21 protein-coding genes are annotated in these 22,233 nt (G+C 59.4%); 15 read left to right on the top strand and 6 right to left on the bottom strand.

All coding sequences use genetic code 11. From position 1 onward, the window contains the following. Nucleotides 1-28: 28 nt before the first annotated feature. A complete protein-coding gene (gene clpS, locus LIY45_RS09965) occupies nucleotides 29-397 on the bottom strand; it encodes an ATP-dependent Clp protease adapter ClpS (RefSeq protein ID WP_003219604.1) in 369 nt (122 codons plus the stop codon). Between the two features lie 219 nt (nucleotides 398-616). Between clpS and cspD the strand changes: the two genes are divergently transcribed. Next, nucleotides 617-883, top strand: coding sequence for a cold shock domain-containing protein CspD (cspD, locus tag LIY45_RS09960; RefSeq protein ID WP_275948701.1), 267 nt, complete (start codon nucleotides 617-619; stop codon nucleotides 881-883). Between the two features lie 73 nt (nucleotides 884-956). Here the strand turns inward: cspD and icd are convergent, their stop codons facing one another. Beyond that, on the bottom strand, nucleotides 957-2,213 hold the full coding sequence (gene icd, locus LIY45_RS09955; RefSeq protein WP_226476193.1) for an NADP-dependent isocitrate dehydrogenase: 1,257 nt from the start codon (nucleotides 2,211-2,213) through the stop codon (nucleotides 957-959). 495 nt (nucleotides 2,214-2,708) lie between these two features. Between icd and LIY45_RS09950 the strand changes: the two genes are divergently transcribed. The 9 genes from LIY45_RS09950 to aceA all read left to right on the top strand — a co-directional run bounded on the left by LIY45_RS09950 (nucleotide 2,709) and on the right by aceA (nucleotide 13,353). Then, nucleotides 2,709-4,934 carry an NADP-dependent isocitrate dehydrogenase gene (locus LIY45_RS09950; protein WP_226476192.1) on the top strand — a complete coding sequence of 742 codons (2,226 nt, stop codon included), beginning with the start codon at nucleotides 2,709-2,711 and terminating at the stop codon, nucleotides 4,932-4,934. Nucleotides 4,935-5,162: 228 nt separating this feature from the next. Further along, the gene (locus tag LIY45_RS09945) at nucleotides 5,163-5,609 is read left to right on the top strand and encodes an NUDIX hydrolase (RefSeq protein WP_226476191.1); all 447 of its coding nucleotides are present in this window, start codon (nucleotides 5,163-5,165) and stop codon (nucleotides 5,607-5,609) included. 59 nt (nucleotides 5,610-5,668) lie between these two features. After that, on the top strand, nucleotides 5,669-6,793 hold the full coding sequence (gene mnmA / locus LIY45_RS09940; RefSeq protein ID WP_226476190.1) for a tRNA 2-thiouridine(34) synthase MnmA: 1,125 nt from the start codon (nucleotides 5,669-5,671) through the stop codon (nucleotides 6,791-6,793). Further along, nucleotides 6,790-7,413 (top strand): high frequency lysogenization protein HflD, encoded by a 624-nt coding sequence (gene hflD, locus LIY45_RS09935; protein ID WP_226476189.1) that lies wholly within the window; start codon nucleotides 6,790-6,792, stop codon nucleotides 7,411-7,413. Before mnmA ends, hflD begins: the two co-directional genes overlap by 4 nt. A gap of 124 nt (nucleotides 7,414-7,537) precedes the next feature. Next, entirely contained in the window at nucleotides 7,538-8,908 is a 1,371-nt protein-coding gene (gene purB, locus LIY45_RS09930) for an adenylosuccinate lyase (protein WP_226476188.1), read from the top strand. A gap of 84 nt (nucleotides 8,909-8,992) precedes the next feature. Further along, a complete protein-coding gene (locus LIY45_RS09925) occupies nucleotides 8,993-10,159 on the top strand; it encodes a cupin domain-containing protein (protein WP_226476187.1) in 1,167 nt (388 codons plus the stop codon). Then, nucleotides 10,152-10,574 carry a GNAT family N-acetyltransferase gene (locus LIY45_RS09920; protein WP_017479509.1) on the top strand — a complete coding sequence of 141 codons (423 nt, stop codon included), beginning with the start codon at nucleotides 10,152-10,154 and terminating at the stop codon, nucleotides 10,572-10,574. The genes LIY45_RS09925 and LIY45_RS09920 overlap by 8 nt, the downstream gene beginning before the upstream one ends. A 221-nt stretch (nucleotides 10,575-10,795) precedes the next feature. Then, the gene (locus tag LIY45_RS09915; protein ID WP_226476186.1) at nucleotides 10,796-11,533 is read left to right on the top strand and encodes a secretin N-terminal domain-containing protein; all 738 of its coding nucleotides are present in this window, start codon (nucleotides 10,796-10,798) and stop codon (nucleotides 11,531-11,533) included. A 494-nt stretch (nucleotides 11,534-12,027) separates the two neighbouring features. Next, entirely contained in the window at nucleotides 12,028-13,353 is a 1,326-nt protein-coding gene (gene aceA, locus LIY45_RS09910) for an isocitrate lyase (RefSeq protein WP_003219577.1), read from the top strand. Between the two features lie 948 nt (nucleotides 13,354-14,301). Here the strand turns inward: aceA and LIY45_RS09905 are convergent. Continuing rightward, on the bottom strand, nucleotides 14,302-15,390 hold the full coding sequence (locus LIY45_RS09905) for an LLM class flavin-dependent oxidoreductase (protein WP_226476185.1): 1,089 nt from the start codon (nucleotides 15,388-15,390) through the stop codon (nucleotides 14,302-14,304). Nucleotides 15,391-15,640: 250 nt separating this feature from the next. On the opposite strand from LIY45_RS09905, the gene LIY45_RS09900 reads away from it, so the two are divergent. The 3 genes from LIY45_RS09900 (at nucleotide 15,641) to LIY45_RS09890 (ending at nucleotide 18,036) form a co-directional block, all read left to right on the top strand. Next, the gene (locus tag LIY45_RS09900; RefSeq protein WP_226476184.1) at nucleotides 15,641-16,504 is read left to right on the top strand and encodes an ABC transporter permease; all 864 of its coding nucleotides are present in this window, start codon (nucleotides 15,641-15,643) and stop codon (nucleotides 16,502-16,504) included. A 1-nt stretch (nucleotide 16,505) separates the two neighbouring features. Continuing rightward, nucleotides 16,506-17,273 (top strand): ABC transporter ATP-binding protein, encoded by a 768-nt coding sequence (locus LIY45_RS09895; RefSeq protein ID WP_226476183.1) that lies wholly within the window; start codon nucleotides 16,506-16,508, stop codon nucleotides 17,271-17,273. A 139-nt stretch (nucleotides 17,274-17,412) separates the two neighbouring features. Continuing rightward, nucleotides 17,413-18,036 carry a hypothetical protein gene (locus LIY45_RS09890; protein WP_017475049.1) on the top strand — a complete coding sequence of 208 codons (624 nt, stop codon included), beginning with the start codon at nucleotides 17,413-17,415 and terminating at the stop codon, nucleotides 18,034-18,036. Here the strand turns inward: LIY45_RS09890 and LIY45_RS09885 are convergent. From LIY45_RS09885 to rfaH, 3 genes are all read right to left on the bottom strand, one after another. Further along, nucleotides 17,988-18,335: a hypothetical protein gene (locus tag LIY45_RS09885; RefSeq protein WP_063030996.1), complete on the bottom strand. Its 348-nt coding sequence runs from the start codon at nucleotides 18,333-18,335 to the stop codon at nucleotides 17,988-17,990. The two genes, LIY45_RS09890 and LIY45_RS09885, sit on opposite strands and share 49 nt — an antisense overlap. Beyond that, the gene (locus LIY45_RS09880) at nucleotides 18,332-18,640 is read right to left on the bottom strand and encodes a phosphomannomutase (protein ID WP_226476182.1); all 309 of its coding nucleotides are present in this window, start codon (nucleotides 18,638-18,640) and stop codon (nucleotides 18,332-18,334) included. The genes LIY45_RS09885 and LIY45_RS09880 overlap by 4 nt, the downstream gene beginning before the upstream one ends. Before the next feature lie 120 nt (nucleotides 18,641-18,760). Continuing rightward, entirely contained in the window at nucleotides 18,761-19,270 is a 510-nt protein-coding gene (rfaH, locus tag LIY45_RS09875) for a transcription/translation regulatory transformer protein RfaH (RefSeq protein ID WP_226476181.1), read from the bottom strand. Nucleotides 19,271-19,502: 232 nt separating this feature from the next. Here rfaH and LIY45_RS09870 point away from each other — a divergent pair, with 232 nt between their 5' ends. Both LIY45_RS09870 and LIY45_RS09865 read left to right on the top strand, forming a co-directional pair. Then, on the top strand, nucleotides 19,503-19,943 hold the full coding sequence (locus LIY45_RS09870; protein ID WP_226476180.1) for a low molecular weight protein-tyrosine-phosphatase: 441 nt from the start codon (nucleotides 19,503-19,505) through the stop codon (nucleotides 19,941-19,943). 45 nt (nucleotides 19,944-19,988) lie between these two features. Further along, nucleotides 19,989-22,217 carry a polysaccharide biosynthesis tyrosine autokinase gene (locus LIY45_RS09865; RefSeq protein WP_226476179.1) on the top strand — a complete coding sequence of 743 codons (2,229 nt, stop codon included), beginning with the start codon at nucleotides 19,989-19,991 and terminating at the stop codon, nucleotides 22,215-22,217. The last annotated feature ends 16 nt before the right edge of the window (nucleotides 22,218-22,233 follow it).

The following is a 22,233-nucleotide window of genomic DNA, read 5'->3' as shown; positions in this document are numbered from 1 at the left end:
GCTTCACCTCATACCCAAGTGGTCGGAGTTAACCGTCCTTCTCGATTTCACAGAGTAGCGGATGCTGGCTTTCCCTGGCGTACTGGTTGACCTGCATGGCCTTTGTCTCGGCGATGTCGCGGGTAAACACTCCACATACTGCCCGTCCTTCTGTGTGAACGGCCAGCATTACCTTGGTCGCCAACTCGCGGTTCAGGTTAAAAAACACCTCGAGCACTTCGACGACGAAATCCATCGGTGTGTAGTCATCATTGAACAAAACCACCTTGTACATCGGCGGCGCCTGTAAAGCAGGCTTGGCCTCCTGAACAGCAATGCCTGCAGAACCGTCGTCGTCTTCTTGATGATCCGGGCGATCCTGATTGAATGTTAGTCGAATCTGGCTGATTGCATGCATGGAAAGAAAGGTTCGTCAGTGGTTCAAATACAGTGGTGGGGGCGGCCTGTCAGAATTTCAACTCTGACCGACTGGTCGCCTTGACTATCGGCAAATCAGTGTTACAACCAATAGAACCCACAGTGGGTAAAAAAGGTCCGCGCAGTCAACCTTAATTTATTCGGGTTAGGACGGATAAACTGGATGATACTCCAGTGATGGAGTCTGGTGCAGAGGGATATGGGCATGGCGAGCGGTAAGGTGAAGTGGTTCAACAATGCCAAGGGCTACGGCTTCATCAACGAAGACGGCAAGACTGACGACCTATTTGCGCATTACTCCGCTATCCAAATGGATGGCTACAAGACACTAAAGGCAGGGCAATCGGTTTCCTTCGATATCATTCAGGGACCCAAAGGCTTGCATGCGGTGAAGATAGACGCTCTAGACAGAGCCAGCACAACTAAAGAAGACGTCGCTCAAAAATCACAAAAACAGCCGGCCTGATCAGCCGCCGAGCAAACGCTCAAAAAAAAAACCGGCCATCAACAGGCCGGTTTTTTTATACCTGCTTATAAGCCTACATATGCGAAATCAGCGCATCCCCGAACGCTGACGACGAGAGCAACTTGGCACCCTCCATCAACCGATGGAAGTCATAGGTCACCGTCTTGGCCGAAATTGCGCCATTGGTGCCCTTGATAATCAGGTCGGCCGCTTCGGTCCACCCCATGTGACGCAGCATCATTTCCGCCGACAGGATCAGCGAACCCGGGTTGACCTGGTCCTTGCCGGCATACTTCGGCGCAGTACCGTGGGTGGCTTCGAACATTGCCACGGTGTCGGACAGGTTGGCGCCCGGCGCAATACCGATACCGCCCACTTCCGCCGCCAGGGCGTCGGACAGGTAGTCACCGTTAAGGTTAAGCGTAGCGATCACATCATATTCCGCCGGGCGCAGCAGGATCTGCTGGAGCATGGCGTCGGCAATGGCGTCCTTGACCACCACATTCTTGCCGGTGCGCGGGTTCTTGAATTGCATCCACGGCCCGCCATCCAGCAGGGTCGCGCCGAATTCTTCAGCCGCCACTTCGTAGGCCCATTCCTTGAAGGCACCTTCGGTGAACTTCATGATGTTGCCTTTGTGCACGATGGTCAGCGAGTCGCGATCGTTATCCACGACATACTGCAAGGCCTTGCGCGCCAGGCGCTTGGTGCCTTCCAGGGACACCGGCTTGATGCCGATCCCGCAGTTCTGGTCGAAACGGATCTTGGTAACACCCATCTCTTCTTTCAGGAACTTGATGACCTTGATCGCTTCCGGGGAACCGGCCTTCCACTCGATACCGGCGTAAATGTCCTCGGAGTTTTCACGGAAGATGGTCATGTCCACATCGCCGGGCTTCTTGACCGGGCTTGGCACGCCTTCGAACCAGCGCACCGGGCGCAGACATACATAAAGGTCGAGCTGTTGGCGCAGGGCCACGTTCAGCGAACGGATGCCGCCACCGACCGGGGTGGTCAGCGGGCCCTTGATGGAAACCACGTAATCCTTGACCGCATCCAGGGTTTCCTGGGGCAGCCAGGTGTCCTGGTCGTAAACCTGAGTGGCCTTTTCGCCGGCATAGACCTCCATCCAGGAGATCTTGCGCTTGCCGCCATAAGCCTTGTTAACAGCTGCATCAACAACCTTGATCATCACCGGGCTGATGTCGACGCCAATACCGTCACCCTCAATAAAAGGAATGATCGGGTTGTCAGGAACATTGAGAGAATGGTCTGCATTGACGGTGATTTTGTCGCCGACTGCCGGAACCTGAATCTTCTTGTATCCCATGCTGAACTCCATCTATGGATTAAACATCTGGCTGCGTTCGAGCCTACTCCAGATAAATGAGGACTGAAACCTCAGGCCCTGCACATTTGCGTCGAAAACAGCACATTTAGTGGCCTACAAGCTTGAAAGCAAAGGGAAAAGCGCCAATCTTGAGCACATCATACGACTTTAGGCGCAACCCGCTGCCTGCGACCTTTAGACCAATGGACGACACACCTTTTGTATGAAGGCTCGGCGTAAGCATAGCGACCTATGTATAATGCCGCCGCTGACCAAAGAGTCACGATGGCCGACAGCTCTACATTGATGCCCTCCGCCTGAAAAAGCCGGGTTGCCACAGCAGCCCACCCGCTTGACGCTCGACTGATGCAACCCAACATCACCGCGAAGAAACTTCGACATTTCGCTCATGGATGACTTTGAACGAACGCGCTTTACCCGGCGCATCTCGAGTTTCTGCGCATGCTTTCAGCAAAGAAGAGAGTTAATCCGAATATGCCCACCCGCTCGAAGATCATCTACACCTTCACCGACGAAGCACCAGCCCTCGCCACCTATTCACTGCTGCCTATCGTAGAGGCCTTCACCGCTTCCGCTGATATTGCCGTGGAAACCCGCGACATTTCCCTGGCCGCGCGCATCCTCGCAAGCTTCCCCGAGCAACTGGGCGCCAAGGCTGTGCCGGACCACCTCGCCGAACTGGGCGACCTGGCCGTAACCCCTGAAGCCAACATCATCAAGCTGCCGAACATCAGCGCTTCGACCCCTCAGCTGCAGGCTGCCATCAAGGAACTGCAAGCCCAGGGCTTCGACCTGCCGGACTACCCGGAAACCGTAACCACCGACGCGGAAAAAGAAACCCGTGCACGTTACGACAAGGTCAAGGGCAGCGCCGTGAACCCGGTACTGCGCGAAGGCAACTCCGACCGCCGCGCACCGCTGTCGGTCAAGAACTACGCACGCAAGCACCCGCACAAAATGGGCGCCTGGGCTGCCGACTCCAAGTCCCACGTTGCCCACATGAGCAACGGCGACTTCTACGGCAGCGAGAAAGCCGTACAGATCGAAGGCGCTGATGCCGTTAAGATCGAACTGATCGCCAAAGACGGTACCGCTACCGTCCTGAAAGAAAAAACCAGCGTACAAGCTGGCGAGATCATCGACAGCGCCGTGCTGAGCAAGAAAGCCCTGCGCAGCTTCATCGCCGCTGAAATCGAAGACGCCAAGAAACAAGGCGTACTGCTGTCGGTTCACCTGAAAGCCACCATGATGAAGGTCTCCGACCCGATCATGTTCGGCCAGATCGTTGCCGAGTTCTATAAAGAGGCACTGGCCAAGCACGCGGTCGTGCTGGAGCAGATCGGCTTCAACCTGAACAACGGCATCGGCGACCTGTACGCTCGCATCAAGGCCCTGCCGGCCGAGCAGCAGGCCCAGATCGAAGCTGACATCCAGGCGGTCTACGCTGCTCGCCCTTCCCTGGCGATGGTCAACTCCGACAAAGGCATCACCAACCTGCACGTGCCGAGCGACGTCATCGTCGACGCCTCGATGCCTGCGATGATCCGTGACTCCGGCAAGATGTGGGGCACCGACGGCCAGCTGCACGACACCAAGGCCGTGATCCCGGATCGCTGCTACGCCACCATCTACCAGGCGGTGATCGAAGACTGCAAGGCCCACGGCGCCTTCGACCCAACCACCATGGGCAGCGTGCCAAACGTTGGCCTGATGGCGAAGAAAGCCGAAGAGTACGGCTCCCACGACAAGACCTTCCAGATCAAGGCTGACGGCGTAGTCCGCGTCACCGACAGCAAGGGCAACCTGCTGATGGAACAGGCTGTTGAAGCCGGCGACATCTTCCGCATGTGCCAGACCAAGGACGCGCCGATCCAGGACTGGGTCAAACTGGCCGTCAACCGTGCCCGCGCCAGCAACACCCCGGCCATTTTCTGGCTGGACCCACAGCGCGCACACGATGGCGTCGTGGTCGAGAAAGTTCAGGCTTACCTGAAAGACCACAACACCGAAGGCCTGGACATCCGCATCATGTCGCCGGTCGACGCGATGAAGTTCACCCTGGAACGCACCCGCAAAGGCCTGGACACCATCTCGGTGACCGGCAACGTATTGCGCGACTACCTGACTGACCTGTTCCCAATCATGGAACTGGGCACCAGCGCCAAGATGCTGTCGATCGTGCCACTGATGAACGGTGGCGGTCTGTTCGAAACCGGCGCCGGCGGTTCGGCTCCGAAGCACGTACAGCAACTGGTTGAAGAAAACTTCCTGCGCTGGGATTCCCTGGGCGAGTTCCTGGCCTTGGCCGCGTCTCTCGAGCATTTGGGTGTGAACTACAACAACCCGAAAGCCCTGGTGCTGTCCAAGACCCTGGACCAGGCCACCGGCCAGTTCCTCGACAACAACAAGTCGCCATCGCGTAAAGTCGGCAACATCGACAACCGCGGCAGCCACTTCTACCTGGCGCTGTACTGGGCTCAAGCCCTGGCCGCCCAGACCGAAGACACTGCACTGCAAGCGCAGTTTGGCGAGCTGGCCAAGACCCTGACCGAGAACGAGGCGACCATCGTTGCCGAGCTCAACGCCGTCCAGGGCAAGCCCGTGGACATCGGTGGCTACTACGCACCGAACGCCGAGCTGACCAGCAAGGCCATGCGCCCAAGCAACACCCTCAACGCGGCGATTGCCAAGTTGAAGTAAGGTTGTAAGGATGCAAAGAAGCCCCGGCCCTGTGCCGGGGTTTCTGTTTCTGGATATCGTGCTTTTATTGAAGAAACCCAATCAAAATGTGGGAGCGGGCTTGCTCGCGAAAGCGGTGGATCAGTCAATGTCTCTTTAACTGACACGCCGTATTCGCGAGCAAGCCCGCTCCCACACTGAATGCAATCGCGCCTGAAGACAGCGTTACTCTTTGAATCGAGGCACTTTATGACCTGGCTCCCCCACATCACCGTCGCCACCATCGTCGAAGACAACGGCCGCTTCCTGATGGTCGAAGAGCTCAAGGGCGGCCGCGCCGTGCTGAACCAGCCCGCCGGCCACCTCGACCCGAACGAAACCCTGACCGAGGCCGCCGTGCGCGAAACCCTCGAAGAAACCGGCTGGGACGTCGAAGCCACCGCAATTGTCGGGATTTACCTGTACACCGCTCCCAGCAATGGCGTGACCTATCAGCGCGTGTGCTTCATCGCCAAGACCCTGAAACACCACCCGGACTACCCGCTGGACGACGGCATCCTGCGCGCCCGCTGGCTGACCCGTGACGAATTGATGGCCCTGCGCGAAGACTGGCGCAGCGAGCTGATTATCCGCTGTATCGACGATTATCTGGCCGGCCAACGCCACAGCCTCGAATTGATCCGCCCTTCTCTTTAGCCTTGCAGACGCGAGCCTGCTAGAATCGCGTCCTTTTTAAAGACACCCGTTGAAATCCTATGCGTGATCCAGCCCCTTCTGACACACAAAAGAAGCGCGTCATCGTCGGTATGTCCGGCGGCGTGGATTCTTCCGTTTCCGCCGTTCTGCTCATGGAGCAGGGTTATGAGGTGGAAGGCCTGTTCATGAAGAACTGGGAAGAAGACGATGGAACGGAATATTGCACCGCCATGGACGACCTGGCGGATGCCCAGGCCGTCTGTGACAAAATCGGCATCAAGCTGCACACCGCCAACTTCGCCGCCGAGTACTGGGACAACGTGTTCGAGCACTTCCTGGCCGAATACAAGGCCGGCCGCACGCCGAACCCGGACATCCTGTGTAACCGCGAGATCAAGTTCAAGGCGTTCCTCGACTACGCGATGATCCTTGGCGCCGACCTGATCGCCACTGGCCACTACGTGCGCCGTCGCGACATCGATGGCCGCACCGAGCTGCTCAAGGGCCTGGACGCCAACAAGGACCAGAGCTACTTCCTGCACGCCGTCGGCGGCGAACAGATCGCCAAGACCCTGTTCCCGGTGGGCGAGCTGGAAAAGCCCGAAGTGCGCGCCATTGCCGAGAAACACGGCCTGGCCACCGCCAAGAAGAAGGATTCCACCGGAATCTGCTTTATCGGCGAGCGCCGTTTCAGCGACTTCCTCAAGCAATACCTGCCGGCGCAACCGGGCGAGATCAAGACCACCGAAGGCGAAATCATCGGCCGTCACCACGGCTTGATGTACCACACCATCGGCCAGCGCCAGGGCCTGGGCATCGGCGGCCTGAAAGACGCCGGCGAAGAGCCATGGTACGTGCTGGTCAAGGACCTGGAGCACAACGAGTTGATCGTGGGCCAGGGCAATGACCACCCATGGCTGTTCTCCCGCGCCCTGCTCGCTTCGGACATCTACTGGGTCAACCCGGTGGACCTCAGCAGCCCGCGCTGCCTGACCGCCAAGGTTCGCTATCGCCAGAGCGACCAGCCCTGCACCCTGGAAAAAACCGCCACCGGCTACCGCGCCACCTTCGACGACCCGCAGCGTGCCGTAACGCCGGGCCAATCGGTAGTGTTCTACGACGGAGAGATTTGCCTGGGGGGCGGCGTGATCGAAGTTGCCGAACCCTGGAGCAGCAAGGCATGAGCCCGACTCAGGAGCAATTGACAGCACTGGGCGGCGTGTTTCTCGCTGCGGTACTGGTGGACAAGATCGCCAAGACCGGCCAGGTCACCGAGACAGGCCTGACCTGCATGCTCGGCAGCCTGCTGATCCGCGACCCCAAGGACACCCTGGAAGTGTACGGCGGCGACGATCTGGCCCTGCGTGAAGGTTATCGCGCACTGGTCGGCGCCCTCGAGCGCGATCCGAGCACCTTGCAGCGCGAGCCACTGCGCTACGCCCTGTCGATGCTCGGCCTGGAGCGCCAATTGGCCAAGCGTGATGATTTGCTGGAAACCATCGGCAAGCGTTTGCCGCAGATTCAGTCTCAGGTCGAACATTTCGGCCCGGCCCACGAAAACGTGATCGCTGCTTGTGGCGCGCTGTATCAGGACACCCTGAGCACCTTGCGCCAGCGGATCCAGGTGCACGGCGACATGCGCAACCTGCAACAACCGAACAACGCCTCGAAAATCCGCGCCCTGCTGCTGGCCGGTATTCGTTCGGCGCGGTTGTGGCGCCAGTTGGGCGGTCATCGCTGGCAACTGGTCATCAGCCGTCGCAAATTGCTGAAAGAGCTTTACCCGTTGATGCGCAACGAATAAGTCGCCGCAACTGATTTTTTTATAGCCCCACGCGTAATACGCCGGTCAGTTGGCAACGGACCGGCGGATTTTTTCATGTATGATACGCGCCCCATTTCGTTGCCCGACTGTCCGAGAACACCCCATGCAGCTTTCTTCGCTCACTGCGGTTTCCCCTGTTGACGGCCGCTACGCCGGCAAAACCCAGGCCCTGCGCCCTATTTTCAGCGAATACGGCTTGATCCGTGCTCGTGTTCTGGTTGAAGTGCGCTGGCTCCAGCGCCTGGCCGCTCACCCTGGCATCAGCGAAGTGCCGGCGTTCTCCGCCGAAGCCAACGCGGTGCTGAACGCCCTGGCGGAAAACTTCGCTCTGGAGCACGCCGAGCGTGTCAAAGAGATCGAGCGCACCACCAACCACGACGTTAAAGCCATCGAGTACCTGCTCAAAGAGCAAGCGGCCAAGCTGCCGGAACTGGCCAAGGTCAGCGAGTTCATCCACTTTGCCTGCACCAGCGAGGACATCAACAACCTGTCCCACGCTCTGATGCTGCGCGAAGGCCGTGATGACGTCATGCTGCCACTGATGCGCCAGACTGCCGACGCTATCCGCGAACTGGCCATCCGTTTCGCCGACGTACCGATGCTGTCGCGCACCCACGGTCAGCCGGCTTCGCCGACCACGCTGGGCAAAGAACTGGCCAACGTGGTGTACCGCCTGGAGCGCCAGATCGCTCAAGTGGCCGCCGTGCCACTGCTGGGCAAGATCAACGGCGCCGTAGGCAACTACAACGCCCACCTGTCGGCCTACCCTGAGATCGACTGGGAAGAAAACGCCCGCGCCTTCATCGAAGACGAGCTGGGCCTGGGTTTCAACCCATACACCACGCAGATCGAACCCCACGACTACATCGCCGAGCTGTTCGACGCCATTGCGCGCTTCAACACCATCCTGATCGACTTCGATCGCGATATCTGGGGTTACATCTCCCTGGGCTACTTCAAGCAGCGCACCATTGCCGGTGAAATCGGTTCGTCGACCATGCCCCACAAGGTCAACCCGATCGACTTCGAAAACTCCGAAGGCAACCTTGGGATCGCCAACGCCCTGTTCCAGCACCTGGCCAGCAAGTTGCCGATCTCCCGCTGGCAGCGCGACCTGACCGACTCCACCGTACTGCGCAACCTCGGTGTGGGCTTTGCCCACAGCGTGATCGCGTACGAAGCCAGCCTCAAAGGCATCAGCAAACTGGAGCTCAACGCGCAGAAAATCGCCGCTGACCTGGACGCTTGCTGGGAAGTCCTGGCCGAGCCGATCCAGACCGTGATGCGCCGCTACAACATCGAAAACCCGTACGAGAAGCTCAAAGAGCTGACCCGCGGCAAGGGCATCACCTCTGAAGCGCTGCAAACTTTCATCGACGGCCTGGACATGCCAGCCGCCGCCAAGGCTGAGCTGAAACGGCTCACCCCGGCTAACTACATCGGCAACGCTGTGGCCCAAGCCAAACGCATCTGATAGAAGCTTGACCCTTTGAGACGCCCGGCAGCGCCGGGCGTTTTTATTCCCGTCTGAAAAGTGCTTTTTTTCAATAGGTTACACATGAATCCTGATATTCCTCTTCAACTTCTGGGCGGCATCACGGCACGGGAATTCCTGCGCGACTACTGGCAGAAAAAACCCCTGCTGATCCGCCAGGCCATTCCTGACTTCGAAAGCCCGATCGACGCCGACGAACTGGCCGGCCTGGCGCTGGAAGAAGAAGTCGAGTCGCGCCTGATCATCGAACACGGCGAACGCCCGTGGGAGCTGCGTCGCGGCCCGTTCGCCGAAGATGCCTTCAGCACCTTGCCCGAGCGTGAATGGACCCTGCTGGTGCAGGCCGTTGACCAGTTCGTGCCGGAAGTAGCCGAGTTGCTGGAGAACTTCCGCTTTCTGCCAAGCTGGCGCATCGACGATGTGATGATCAGTTACGCCGCCCCGGGTGGCAGCGTGGGCCCGCACTTCGACAACTACGACGTGTTCCTGCTGCAAGGTTCCGGCAAGCGCAACTGGAAAATCGGCCAGATGTGCAACGCCGAAAGCCCGCTGCTGCAGCACGCCGACCTGCGCATCCTCGCCGAATTCGAAGAAACCGCCGAATGGGTGCTGGAACCGGGCGACATGCTCTACCTGCCGCCACGCCTGGCCCACTGCGGTGTTGCCGTGGATGATTGCATGACCTACTCCGTAGGCTTCCGCGCCCCGAGCGCGGCTGAAGTGCTGACCCACTTCACCGACTTCCTCAGCCAGTACCTGACTGACGAAGAGCGCTACACCGACGCCGACGCCCAGCCGGTCAGCGACCCGCACCAGATCCAGGCCGACGCCCTCGACCGCCTGAAAAGCCTGCTGGCCGAGCACATGAGCGACGAGCGCATGCTGCTGACCTGGTTCGGCCAGTTCATGACCGAGCCACGCTACCCGGAACTGGTTGCCGGCCCGGAAGTGGAAGAAGAAGACCTGCTGGGCAGCCTGGAAAACGGCGCTGTGCTGATCCGCAACCCGAGCGCGCGCCTGGCCTGGTCCGAAGTGGACGACGACCTGCTGCTGTTCGCCAGCGGTCAGAGCCGCCTGCTGCCAGGCAAGCTGCGGGAACTGCTGAAGCTGGTGTGCGCCGCCGATGCACTGCACATCGACAACCTCGGCCCATGGTTGGCGGATGAAGATGGCTGCGCCCTGCTGTGGGAACTGGTCAAGCAAGGGAGCCTGGGGTTTGCCGATGAATAAGATTCACGTAAGTGTCGCGGACTGGCAAAAGGATATCGCCGAGATACGGCGCATTCGTGAAGCGGTATTTATCGCTGAACAATCGGTTCCACCGGAACTGGAATGGGATGCTGACGATGCAGGTGCCGTGCACTTCCTGGCATTCGAAGGCGACTTCCCCATCGGCACCGCCCGCCTGCTGCCTACCGGCGAGATCGGGCGCGTGTCGGTTCTCAAGGACTGGCGCGGCCTGAAGGTCGGCGACAAGCTCATGGAAGCCGTGATCGGCGAGGCCGAGAAACGCGGCCAGACCCGGCAGATCCTCAGTGCACAGGTCCATGCGGCGCCGTTTTATGAGCGCCTGGGCTTCAAGATTGTCAGCGATGAGTTCCTGGAAGTCGGGATTCCTCACGTTGATATGGTGCGCGAGGGCTGATCCGAGACCGCGCCGCTCCCATCGCAGGCAAGCCAGCTCCCACAGGAGAATGCATTCCAAATGTGGGAGCTGGCTTGCCTGCGATAGCGGTATCAGCAACACCTCAAAAGGCCCTGCCATCCACCGATGCCAGGGCCTTTTGCCGTCCAGGATTCAACTTGCACCCCGCCAGGCCGACAAACTGGCACTATCTAGCCTCATGACTCGCAGAGATAACGGACATGTCCCTACGCACCCTGCTCACTACTTTGCTCCTGGCCACCAGCTTCTCGGTGATGGCCGCCACCGAAGTCGTGCCCCTGAGCAACCGCACCAGCGCCGACCTGTTGCCCGTCGCGCAGAACTTTATCGGCAAGGACGGCACCGTCAGCACCTACGGCAACCAACTGATCGTGAACGCCGAGCCAGACAAGATCCAGGGCCTGCGCGCCCTGCTCGCGCAACTGGATACGCCTTCCAAGCGCCTGCTGATCACCGTCGACACCAACGAGAACAACCAGCAGAGCAACGGCAACAACCAAACCCAGGTCATCACCTACAGCACCGAGAGTCGCGACGGCGGGATCCAGCAGATCCAGGCCAGCGAAGGCGTGCCCGCGCTGATCCAGGTCGGCCAGAGCGTGCCACTCACCACCACCCAGCCTGATGCCTACGGCCGCCCGCAGAACCAGACGCAGTATCGCAACGTGACCCAGGGCTTCTACGTCACCGCCAGCGTCACCGGAGAGACCGTTCACCTGAGCATCAGTACCAATCGTGACCGCATGAGCCAGGAACGTCCCGATGTAGTGAACGTGCAAAGTACCGACACAACTGTCAGCGGACGCCTGGGCGAGTGGATCACCCTGGCCGGAATCAATCGCCAGACCCAGGCCGACAAAAGCACTACAACCCGCAGCTACTCTACTCAAGGGCGCGATGACCTGAGCCTGCGGGTCAAAGTCGACACCCTGAACTGAAGCACCAAAAACTGACTGGCGAGTCGTATTAGACTAAAGATGTAGTGCTTGAAAAAAAGCACTACAAAACATTTGACGATCCAAAAAAGCATGGGCATGATGGCCTCGCTCCCGCTAATCAGGGGCCCTGGCAAGGGCCTTCGGATCGTCGCTCAAAGCCACCCACCTGAGCCGATTCGTGTCTGTACCGCCCACAAGGTGTGTTTGACGAGGTTGCGACTGGAACGAAGTTGTCCCGAGGGACGGAAGCTAACCAGGTAACCCGGCAACACACTGATGGATCGTACAAAGGCCCACGACGCCCGAAGACTGTTCGCAGTTCGCCCTTACCTGCTCAACTCCCCCTCTCGCCACTCGTTCATCCCGTCGCCTTCCCCGCCAAGCCTGACTTGACCGCCTAAGCTTCTGGTCAGCGAGCAGCCATAACCACGCAGTGATTACGTGGCTGGCAAATGGAATTTTCCACCTAGACCTATGCGACGAGGTTTTTCCCCATGGCACTGACACGCGAACAGCAAATTGCAGCCCTTGAAAAAGACTGGGCTGAAAACCCACGCTGGAAAGGCGTGACCCGCGCTTATTCCGCTGCTGACGTCGTCCGCCTGCGTGGCTCGGTTCAACCTGAGCACACCTTTGCAAAACTCGGCGCCGAGAAGCTGTGGAAGCTGGTCACCCAGGGTGCCAAGCCGTCCTTCCGTCCCGAAAAAGATTTCGTCAACTGCATGGGCGCCCTTACTGGCGGCCAAGCGGTTCAACAGGTAAAAGCCGGTATCCAGGCGATCTACCTGTCCGGCTGGCAAGTGGCAGCGGACAACAACTCCGCTGAATCCATGTACCCCGACCAATCGCTGTACCCGGTGGACTCCGTGCCAACCGTGGTCAAGCGCATCAACAACTCGTTCCGCCGCGCCGACCAGATCCAGTGGAAAGCCGGTAAAGGCCCGGGCGACGAAGGCTACATCGACTACTTCGCACCGATCGTTGCAGACGCTGAAGCCGGTTTCGGCGGCGTACTGAACGCTTACGAGCTGATGAAGAGCATGATCGAGGCGGGTGCTGCCGGCGTTCACTTCGAAGACCAGCTTGCATCAGTGAAGAAATGCGGCCACATGGGCGGCAAGGTACTGGTTCCGACCCAGGAAGCCGTTCAGAAGCTGACCGCTGCTCGTTTGGCTGCTGACGTTGCTGGCACTCCGACCATCATCCTGGCCCGCACCGATGCCAACGCGGCAGACTTGCTGACCTCGGATTGCGACCCGTACGACCAGCCGTTCGTGACTGGCGAGCGTACCCAGGAAGGCTTCTATAAAGTACGCGCCGGTCTCGACCAGGCGATCGCTCGCGGCCTGGCCTACGCGCCGTACGCCGACCTGATCTGGTGCGAAACTGCCAAGCCGGACCTGGACGAAGCTCGTCGCTTTGCTGAAGCAATCAAGAAGGAATACCCGGATCAACTGCTGTCCTACAACTGCTCGCCTTCTTTCAACTGGAAGAAGAACCTGGACGACGCGACCATCGCCAAGTTCCAGCGCGAACTGTCTGCCATGGGCTACAAGCACCAATTCATCACCCTGGCCGGCATTCACAACATGTGGCACAGCATGTTCAACCTGGCGCACGACTACGCCCGCAACGACATGACTGCCTACGTGAAACTGCAGGAGCAGGAGTTCGCTGATGCTGCCAAGGGTTACACCTTTGTGGCGCACCAGCAGGAAGTGGGCACCGGCTACTTCGACGACATGACCACCGTGATCCAGGGCGGCACCTCGTCCGTGACTGCGCTGACTGGTTCGACTGAAGAAGAGCAGTTCCACTAAGCACTGAGTACACGGCCATTGCAGCCTCAAGGAAGACCTAACCGCAGTGCCGCACGATCTGACGCCCCGACTGGTTCGGGGCGTTTTTTTTGCGTCTCTGAAATGGGGTGTATATCCGTTATTTGGGTGATGGCCGCCTAGGGTTCCGCTCTTACAGCGGGTCACTTTTGAAAGGAGCCCAAAAGTAACCAAAAGGCTCTTGCCCCACCACTCGGCTCCTCGCCTAGGCTCGGAGTGCCCTCACTCCGGCTTTGGACCGTGGGCCGCCGCGATGGGCCATCCATGGCCCAGCGCGGCTAACCCGGCGTCCTGCCGGGTTACCCACGCTCCAAAGCCTGCGTTCGGCCAGCGTGGTTTAACGGGGCGCCTAAGATCAAGATCAAAAGCAAGAGCACAGCGGCCTACCGGCCGGCTTGAGTGTTGAAGAGCCAAATCAAAAGCTAAAGCGGGCACGGTCAAATGTGGGAGCTGGCTTGCCTGCGATGGCATCAACTGGGTGTACCTGATGCACCGAGGTGTCTGCATCGCAGGCAAGCCAGCTCCCACAGAAAAGCAGAGCTGCATCCGCTTCAGATTTGGCTTTCGCTCTGGATCTTGCCTTTGCTTTTAACACTCAAGCCGGCCTGTAGGCCGCTGTGCTCTTGCTTTTGATCTGCTTTTGATTTTGATCTGCGGGCCCCGTTAACCACGATGGCCGCAAGTAGGCACGGTGGAGCGGGTAAATCGGCAGGGATGCCGATTTAGCCGCGCCGGGCCATGGATGGCCCGTCGCGGCGGCCCGCGGAGGCGTGCCGGAGTGCGGGCATGCCGAGCCTAGGCGAGGCACCGAGTGGTGGGGCAAAGACCTTTTGGTTACTTTTGGGGCGTTTGCCAAAAGTGACCCGCTGTAAGAGCGGAACCCTAAGTCGCCGTTACCTAAATAACGGATATGTACTCGGTCCCCCTTCCTCAGGCCACTTTTCCAGCCGCCTGGCGCTCCCGCTCAGCCACCAACTGCCGAGTCAGCGGTATCAGCCGCTTCCCGTAATCGATCGCATCATTGAGCGGATCAAACCCACGAATCAAAAAGGTCGTAATACCCAGGTCGTAATAGTCGAGCAACGCCTCAGCCACCTGATCAGCTGTACCCACCAGCGACGTAGAGTTACCCTGAGCCCCCAGCAACCCCGCAATCCCGGTCCACAACCGCTTATCCAACCGCGAACCCTGAGCCGCCGCCGCCAACAACCGACGCGACCCCTCATTCGGCGGTTCACGCCTCACAAACCCACTCTTCTCAGCCAACGCCGTCGCCTGCTCCAGGATGCGATCCGCACGCTCCCACGCCAGCGCTTCAGTCTCCGCCAGAATCGGCCGCAACGACAAACTGAAGCGAACCGTACGCCCATGCTTGGCCGCCTCAGCCCGCACCTGGGCGACCACGTCCTTCACCTGCTCGTAGGTCTCACCCCACAGCGCATACACATCCGCATGTTTGCCCGCCACCGCAATGGCCGCCGCCGAAGACCCGCCAAAATACAACGGTATATGCGGCTGCTGCGGCGACTTCACCGTCGAAAACGCACCCTCGTACCGGTAGTAAGTGCCGTGATGGTCGAAGGGCTTTTCGCTGGTCCATTCCTGCCGCACCACGCTCAAATATTCGTCGGTGCGGGCATAACGTTCGTCCTTGTCGATATGGCTGCCATCGGCCCGCAGTTCACGGTCGTCACCGCCGGTGATGATGTGCACGGCGGTGCGCCCGCCGTTGAACACATCCAGCGTCGCGAACTGCCGGGCGGCGAGGGTGGGCTGGACAAAGCCGGGCCGGTGGGCAATCAGGAACTGCAGCTTTTTCGTCACGCTGGCCGCGTGGGCGGCGATCAATGTGCTGTCCGGGCTGTTGGAGTGGAACGCCACGAGGGCGCGGTCGAAGCCGGCTTCCTCATGGGCGCGGGCCACGGTTTCCACGTAGTCGGGCTGCAAGGTCGGGCCGCTGCGAGGGTGGATCTCGGAGGCGTGGTGGCCGCCGATATAGCCGATAAATTCGATGCTCATGGTCAGTCCTTGTTGAGGGCAGGAATAAAGCTGCTATCGAAAATAGGGGCCGCACCCGGGCCTGTAAAATGCCGATTGGTTCTATCCTAATTATAAAAATACAGAATCATAGTTTTGGATGGTTATCAGTAATGTGCATTTTATTCGCATTAGGTTATTCCCAAATAGAATTTCACTGAGGTTTTTTATGCGAATAGCATGAAACCGCAGCGGCGCTCCTGGCCGTGTTCTTGATGAGGAAGGAAGCCCGATGACTGAAAAGTCCCTTAACGCCAGTTCGTTTTCCGTCGACAAGGCCGAGGGTCAGGCCGGGGTCGCATCCCGCTTGATTCCACGCTGGTTGCGCAACTGGCGCACTCCCGATGTGTTGCTGCGGCTGGTGAGCCCGATTGTGTTGTTGCTGCTGTGGGAACTGGCCTCTGAGCTGGGCTTTATTCCGGCCCGGATCATCGCCGCGCCGTCGCAGATTGGCGGCACCTTGTGGGCGATGATTGTTTCCGGTGAGTTGGGCAAGCACCTGCTGGTGTCGCTGCAACGGGCGCTGCTGGGCTTGAGCATCGGCGTCAGTATCGGCGTGGTGGCTGCGCTGATCACCGGCCTGTCCAAGCGGGGTGAGGTGATCCTCGACTCACCGATGCAAATGCTGCGCACCATTCCTTCCCTGGCGCTGGTGCCGTTGTTCATCCTCTGGTTCGGCATCGGCGAGTTCACCAAGATCGCGCTGATCGTCACCGGCACCACGTTTCCGGTGTACCTCAACCTGTTCGCCGGCATCCGCAACATCGACCCCAAATTGATCGAGGCTGCCCACACCCTCGGCCTTAACCGCCGCGAGCTGATCTGGCATGTGATCCTGCCGGGCTCGCTGCCTTCGTTTTTTGTCGGCCTGCGCTATTCCCTGGGCATCTCCTGGCTGGCCCTGGTGTTCGTCGAGCAAATCAACACCACCGCCGGTATCGGCTACCTGGCCAGTGATGCGCGGGACTTCATGCGCACCGACGTGATCGTGATCTGCCTGTTGATCTACAGCGTGTTGGGCCTGCTGATCGATGGCCTGATCCGCACCCTGGAACGTTTTGCCCTGGCCTGGCGCCCTTCGTTTGTGAGGAACTGACATGTCGATTCTCGAAGCTTCAACAGCACCGGTGCAGTTGCGCAATGTGGTGCGCCAGTTCGGCCAGCAGCGGGTCATCGACGGCCTGGACCTGGACATCGCCCCTGGGGAGTTTGTCGCGTTGCTGGGGGCCAGCGGTTCCGGCAAGACCACCTTGCTGCGCAGCCTAGCGGGCCTGGACAGTATCGACAGCGGCCAGTTGCGCGTGCCCAAGGCCCGCGCCGCAGTCTTCCAGGAGCCGCGCCTGATGCCGTGGAAACGTGCCTGGAAAAACGTGATCCTCGGCCTGCGCGTTCCCGACGCCAAGGCCCGCGCAGTGCAGGCGTTGACGGAAGTCGGGCTGGCCCATCGGCTGGAGGCTTACCCGGCGACCCTGTCCGGCGGCGAGGCTCAGCGCGTGGCATTGGCCCGTGGCCTGGTGCGCGAGCCCAAGCTGCTGTTGCTGGACGAACCCTTCGCCGCGCTGGATGCGCTGACCCGCATCAAGATGCATCGCCTGATCATCGAGCTCTGGCGCACACACACGCCGGCCGTGTTGCTGGTGACCCACGACGTCGACGAAGCGATCCTGCTGGCCGACCGCGTGATCGTGTTGGCAGATGGCAAGATTGCCGAACAACTGACCATCGACCTGCCCCGTGCACGGGATACCGGCCAGGACGGTTTCCAGGCGATTCGCGCGCGCTTGCTCAGCCTGCTGGGGGTGGAAGTGGACGCCCCGGCCACTCAGGCGGTTAATGCCACTGTACGGCGGTTCGCCCATGGTTGAGCTGAGGACGGTAGGGCGGTAGGTGGCGGCGCTTTTGCTGGGCGGCTGCGACAAAGCCGCTTCGCCCTGAAGTCGTTGTGTTTTGCCCGGGTCTGAGGTCTCATTGGGGCCGGGAAAACTGGCGGGTAAGGAACAGCACTTGATACGGGAAGAACTGGCGCAATATGGCGGGATCACCGTGATGATTCCGGCCGCAGTGGTCATCGCCGTCTGGCTCTGGTACTCCCGGCCCCAGGCGGTCAAGTGGTGGCTGATGACAATCGCCTGCACCTATTCCATCGTCGCGTTCAGCAAGCTGTTGTTCAAGGGGTGGGGCGTGTCGCTCCAGCACCTTGATATTGCTGTGCTCAGCGGTCACGCCATGAATACCTCGTTGATGGTCCCCGTGGCGATAAGCCTGGTGGCGCGCCGCATCAACCCCGATTGGCGCTGGCCGGCGGCGGTTTGCGGGCTGTTGATCACCGCCTGGTTCAGCGCTTTTTGCGTCGCCCCCTATATTCACCCGCTCAACGAGGCGCTGGCCGGTGGCTTCTTGGGTGGGATGGCGGCGATCGCTTTTCTATGGCGACTGGAAGTGGTTGAGGTGCGGGTTTCCCCATCCTTGATCGGTGGGGGAATGGTGATTCTGTTGCTGAGTGCGATGGTGCCCAAGTACAACGCCGAGAAACTGCTCAACCATGTCGCCGTGGCGGTTTCAGGGGCCGATCAGGCCCATCAGGAGCCTTCCTGGCGGGCCTCTTCCATGCCGATGAACGCCGAGTAAGTGGCCAGGTCCAGGGCCAGGTTACTCTCCACCAGCAGCTCCAGCAGTACCGTCTGGCAATTGAAGCGCCGGGCATCGCCACGGCGCTGAGCGCGCTTCATTTGCTTGAACAGCGTATCGGTGATGTCCTGCGGCGAGTTGTCCCGCAAGCGATCCAGCCAGTGGGACAGCACCTGGGTGTTGCGCGCGTATTGCTCCGCCGGCAGCTGTTCGTTGGGCGCCAGGCCCACGAATCCTTCAAACGCGTTCGTCAGCCTTTTCAAGGCGTAGGCCCGTTTCAGATCCTCATAAATGCTCATGGCCGCTCCTCGGTGCAGGAGATATTGGCCAGTAACTCGGCGGTCTTTATTTGCATCAGGTGGCTGTCGCCGCGACTTTCCACGCACAGGCAAATGGACAGGGGATTGCTCACCTGCAACTTGAAGCGCCAGTCGGCAAAGACCATTGAAAGCCCGCTACAGGATTCATCGCTGTCCAGTGAGTTGCTGGCGTATAACACCTGCATGCGTTCTACAACCGTGGTTGAACTATTAACCTTGACGTGGATGTTTCCCGAAGAAGGAAACAGGCCGATACGCTCTACCAATAGCTTTGAACTTTTCATGGCCGTCCCTCGCTGTTTATTCACGTATTACTTTATTCTGAAGAGGCGAAAAAGTAAGGGGATGTTATTTTTAGTCTGCTAATAAGCGGGATGTTATTTTTGGTCGACTCAAGGCAATTATCAGAAAGTTGTCCGGACTCGGCTGATTTCCGCTAAAGGCACGTTGATGCGCTGTTCCCGTTGCAGGAAGTTCATCAGCAATACCACACGTTCTTCTCCGTCCATGGTCAGGAAGACGGCCTCAAGTTCGGCAAACGGCCCCTCATTGATGCGCACGCTTTCACCCGGCTGCAACAGGGTTGCCACAACGCCCTGGTGGTCTCGCTCCTGCAGTTCATCCACCAGCGCGTCGCTGATGGGCAGCGGATGTGCGCCGAATGCCACGACCCGCGACACCCCGCGGGTCGAGCGCAGGGAGCTCCAGCTGTCCTGCAGGCTCATTTGAATAAACAGATAACCGGGAAACAGCGATTCCCGCGTGGTCCTGCGCTGGCCCTTCAACAGCCGTTCGCGTTTATAGGTAGACCGAAAACAGGTGTAGCCCTGGCGCTGAAGATGTTCCTCGGCGCGCTCGTCCTGCCGGGATTTGCACTGGACCAGGTACCAGGCTTTGTTGGCATTTGCGCTCATGGAACTTCCTCTGTGTATATATAGCGAAACTCGGTGGTCAGGTAATTTAAAGCCGGTAGAGGCTGCAAAGGCATGAATGTTATAAAACGTCGGGTTGGTGCGGGTGTTGTTATTTTTCGTCCGGAGATAGTTTTGGGTGAAGTGGGGGTTCCATGGTAATAAATACTGCCGTGAAGTTATGAAGTTTATGTCAGCGCTTCATGGGGTAATGGATGGCCCAGGGAATAGTGCTTTGTTTAAAAGAGTGTTGATTGTCTGTATTGGCAATATTTGCCGTAGTCCCACCGCAGAAAGCCTTTTGCGTGGCGCACTCAGTCGCTGCGATATCAAGGTCAGCTCCGCCGGCATTGCCGCACGGGTCGGCAAACCGATTGAAAGCACCGCGCGTGCGGTACTTGAGGCCCATGGTCATTCGGCCGTTGAGCACCAGGCTATCCAGCTGGAGCCACAGGCGATCAGTGAAGCCGACCTGATCCTGGTGATGGAGCGACAGCACATCAGCGCCGTACTCAGCATGGCGCCCGAGGCACGGGGCAAGGTCTTGCTGCTGGGTAAATGGCAAAACGAGCGCGAGATCAGCGACCCCTACCGGCAAGGGAAAGCTGCTTTTGTGCACGCTTATGCGTTGATCGAAGAAGCCGTAAACGCATGGGCGCAGCGTCTCGTACGCTGATCGCCATGACTTTTTGAATCGATATAAAGGCTAAGAATCCGACTTATGCAGCAAGCGCCAGCAGTCACCGTACGGGAAGACGATAACGAGGAGATTGATCTCCTCGGTCTGTTTGGAACACTGATCGACCATAAGTGGTTGATCGCCGCGGTTACCGGCGCCTTTATGCTCACCGGCGCCGCGTATGCGGTGTTGGCGACCCCTGTCTATCAGGCGAATGCCCTGTTGCAGGTCGAAGCGAAAAAGAACGACTTGCTGGGCTTCTCGGACATCGGCGGCATGCTGGGCAAGGAGTCGCCTTCGGCCACTGAGATCGAGCTGATCCAGTCCCGCTACGTGATTGGCAAAACCGTCGACAACCTGAAACTCGATATCGTCGTACAGCCCCTGTACTTCCCGGTGGTCGGTGAGTTCCTCGCGCGCCGCTTCCAGAAGACCAACCCCGGTGCAATCGCCGAGCCCTTGCTGGGGCTGGATAGCTTCGCCTGGGGCGGCGAGTCGCTGAAGATCTTCAAGCTGGACCTGCCCGACGGCCAATTGGGCAAGAAGCTGACCCTGACCGTGGGTGAAAACGCGCATTTCACCCTGGTGGATGAAGATGACCAAGTGCTGGCGGCCGGCAAGGCTGGGCAACTGATCGAGCAAAATGGCGTCGCCTTCCAGATTGAAGAACTGCGCGCCAAACCCGGCACGCGTTTCCGGGTGATCCGCAATGCGCGCCTGACCAGCATCCTCGACTACCAGGAAAACCTGGACGTGGTCGAGCGGGGGAAAGAGTCGGGCATGATCGGCCTGGCGCTGGAAAGCACCGACCCGGACCAGGCGATCAACATCCTTAATCAGATCGCGGCCATCTATGTGCGGCAAAACGTCGAGCGCACCTCGGCTGAGGCGGCGCAAAGCCTGGCGTTCCTCAAGGAGCAACTGCCAGAGGTCAAGAAGGACCTGGAAAAAGCCGGCAAGGCCTTGAATGAATACCAGACCCGCAGCAAGTCGGTGGACATCACCCTGGAAACCAAGGCGATTCTCGACCAGATCGTGGGGCTCGACACCAGCATCTCCGAGCTGAAGTTGCAGCAGGCCGAGATGGACCGCAAGTTCACCCGCCAACATCCCGCGTATCGCGCGTTGCTGACCCAGATCGGCGAGTTGACCAGCAAGCAACAGAGCCTGGCAAGCCGGGTCGAGAGCCTGCCCTCCACCCAGCAGGAACTGCTGAGCCTGACCCGGGATGTCGAGGTCGGCACGGCCATCTATACCCAACTGCTGAACAAGTCCCAGGAGCTTGATGTGATGCGGGCGGGGACCGTGGGCAACGTACGCCTGATCGACACCGCAGACGTCAATTACTTCAAACCGATCAAGCCGAAAAAGATCCTGATCGTGCTGATCGCGACCTTGCTGGGCGGCTTCCTCGCGGTGGCCCTGGTGCTGCTGCGCAAGGCCTTGAACCGTGGCCTGGAAAGCCCTGAAGCCATCGAGCAACTCGGGTTGCCCGTGTATGCGTCGATTCCGTACAGCCCGCTGCAAAAAGTTGAAGAAGACAAAATCTCCCGAGGGCGTGGGCGTACCGATGCCGGTTCTTCGTTGCTGGCCATCAGTCACCCAACGGACCTGGCGGTGGAGGCCCTGCGCAGTTTGCGCACCAGCCTGCACTTCGCGATGCTCGAGGCGTCGAACAACCGCATCATGATCTCCGGCCCCAGCCCCGAGGTGGGCAAGACCTTCGTCTCGGTCAACCTGGCGGCGGTCATCGCGCAAACCGGGCAGCGCGTCTTGTTGATTGATATGGATATGCGCCGCGGCTACCTGCACAAGGTGCTGGGTGTGCCGGCCAAGGATGGGCTTTCCGACATCCTCTCCAATCAATGCACCCTTGAAGGTGCGATCCACAAAACCGGCATTGAAAATCTCGACATCATCAGCCGTGGGCAGATACCGCCGAATCCTTCCGAGTTGCTGATGCATCGCAACCTGACCGAACTGTTGTCGCACGTCAGCGAACGCTATGACCTGGTGATTCTGGATACGCCACCGCTATTGGCCGTGACCGACGCGGCGATTGTGGGACGGCAGTCGGGGACCAACCTGATCGTCACGCGCTATGGCTTGAACCCGGCCAAAGAAATCGAGCACACCATGCGCCGGTTTGCCCAGAACGGCATCGTGCTCAGGGGCGCGATCTTCAACGGGGTTGAAAAGAAAGCCTCGGCCAAATATGGCTACGGCAACTACGGGTATTACCAGTACGAGTACCAGGCTGATCGGAGCTGATTCACCACTGTAATTG

Source organism: Pseudomonas sp. MWU16-30323, assembly GCF_020515595.1.
In the GTDB taxonomy this organism is placed as follows: domain Bacteria; phylum Pseudomonadota; class Gammaproteobacteria; order Pseudomonadales; family Pseudomonadaceae; genus Aquipseudomonas; species Aquipseudomonas yamanorum.
The sequence above is the reverse complement of the archived record's forward strand: the minus strand, read 5'-3'. Positions and strand labels throughout refer to the sequence as shown.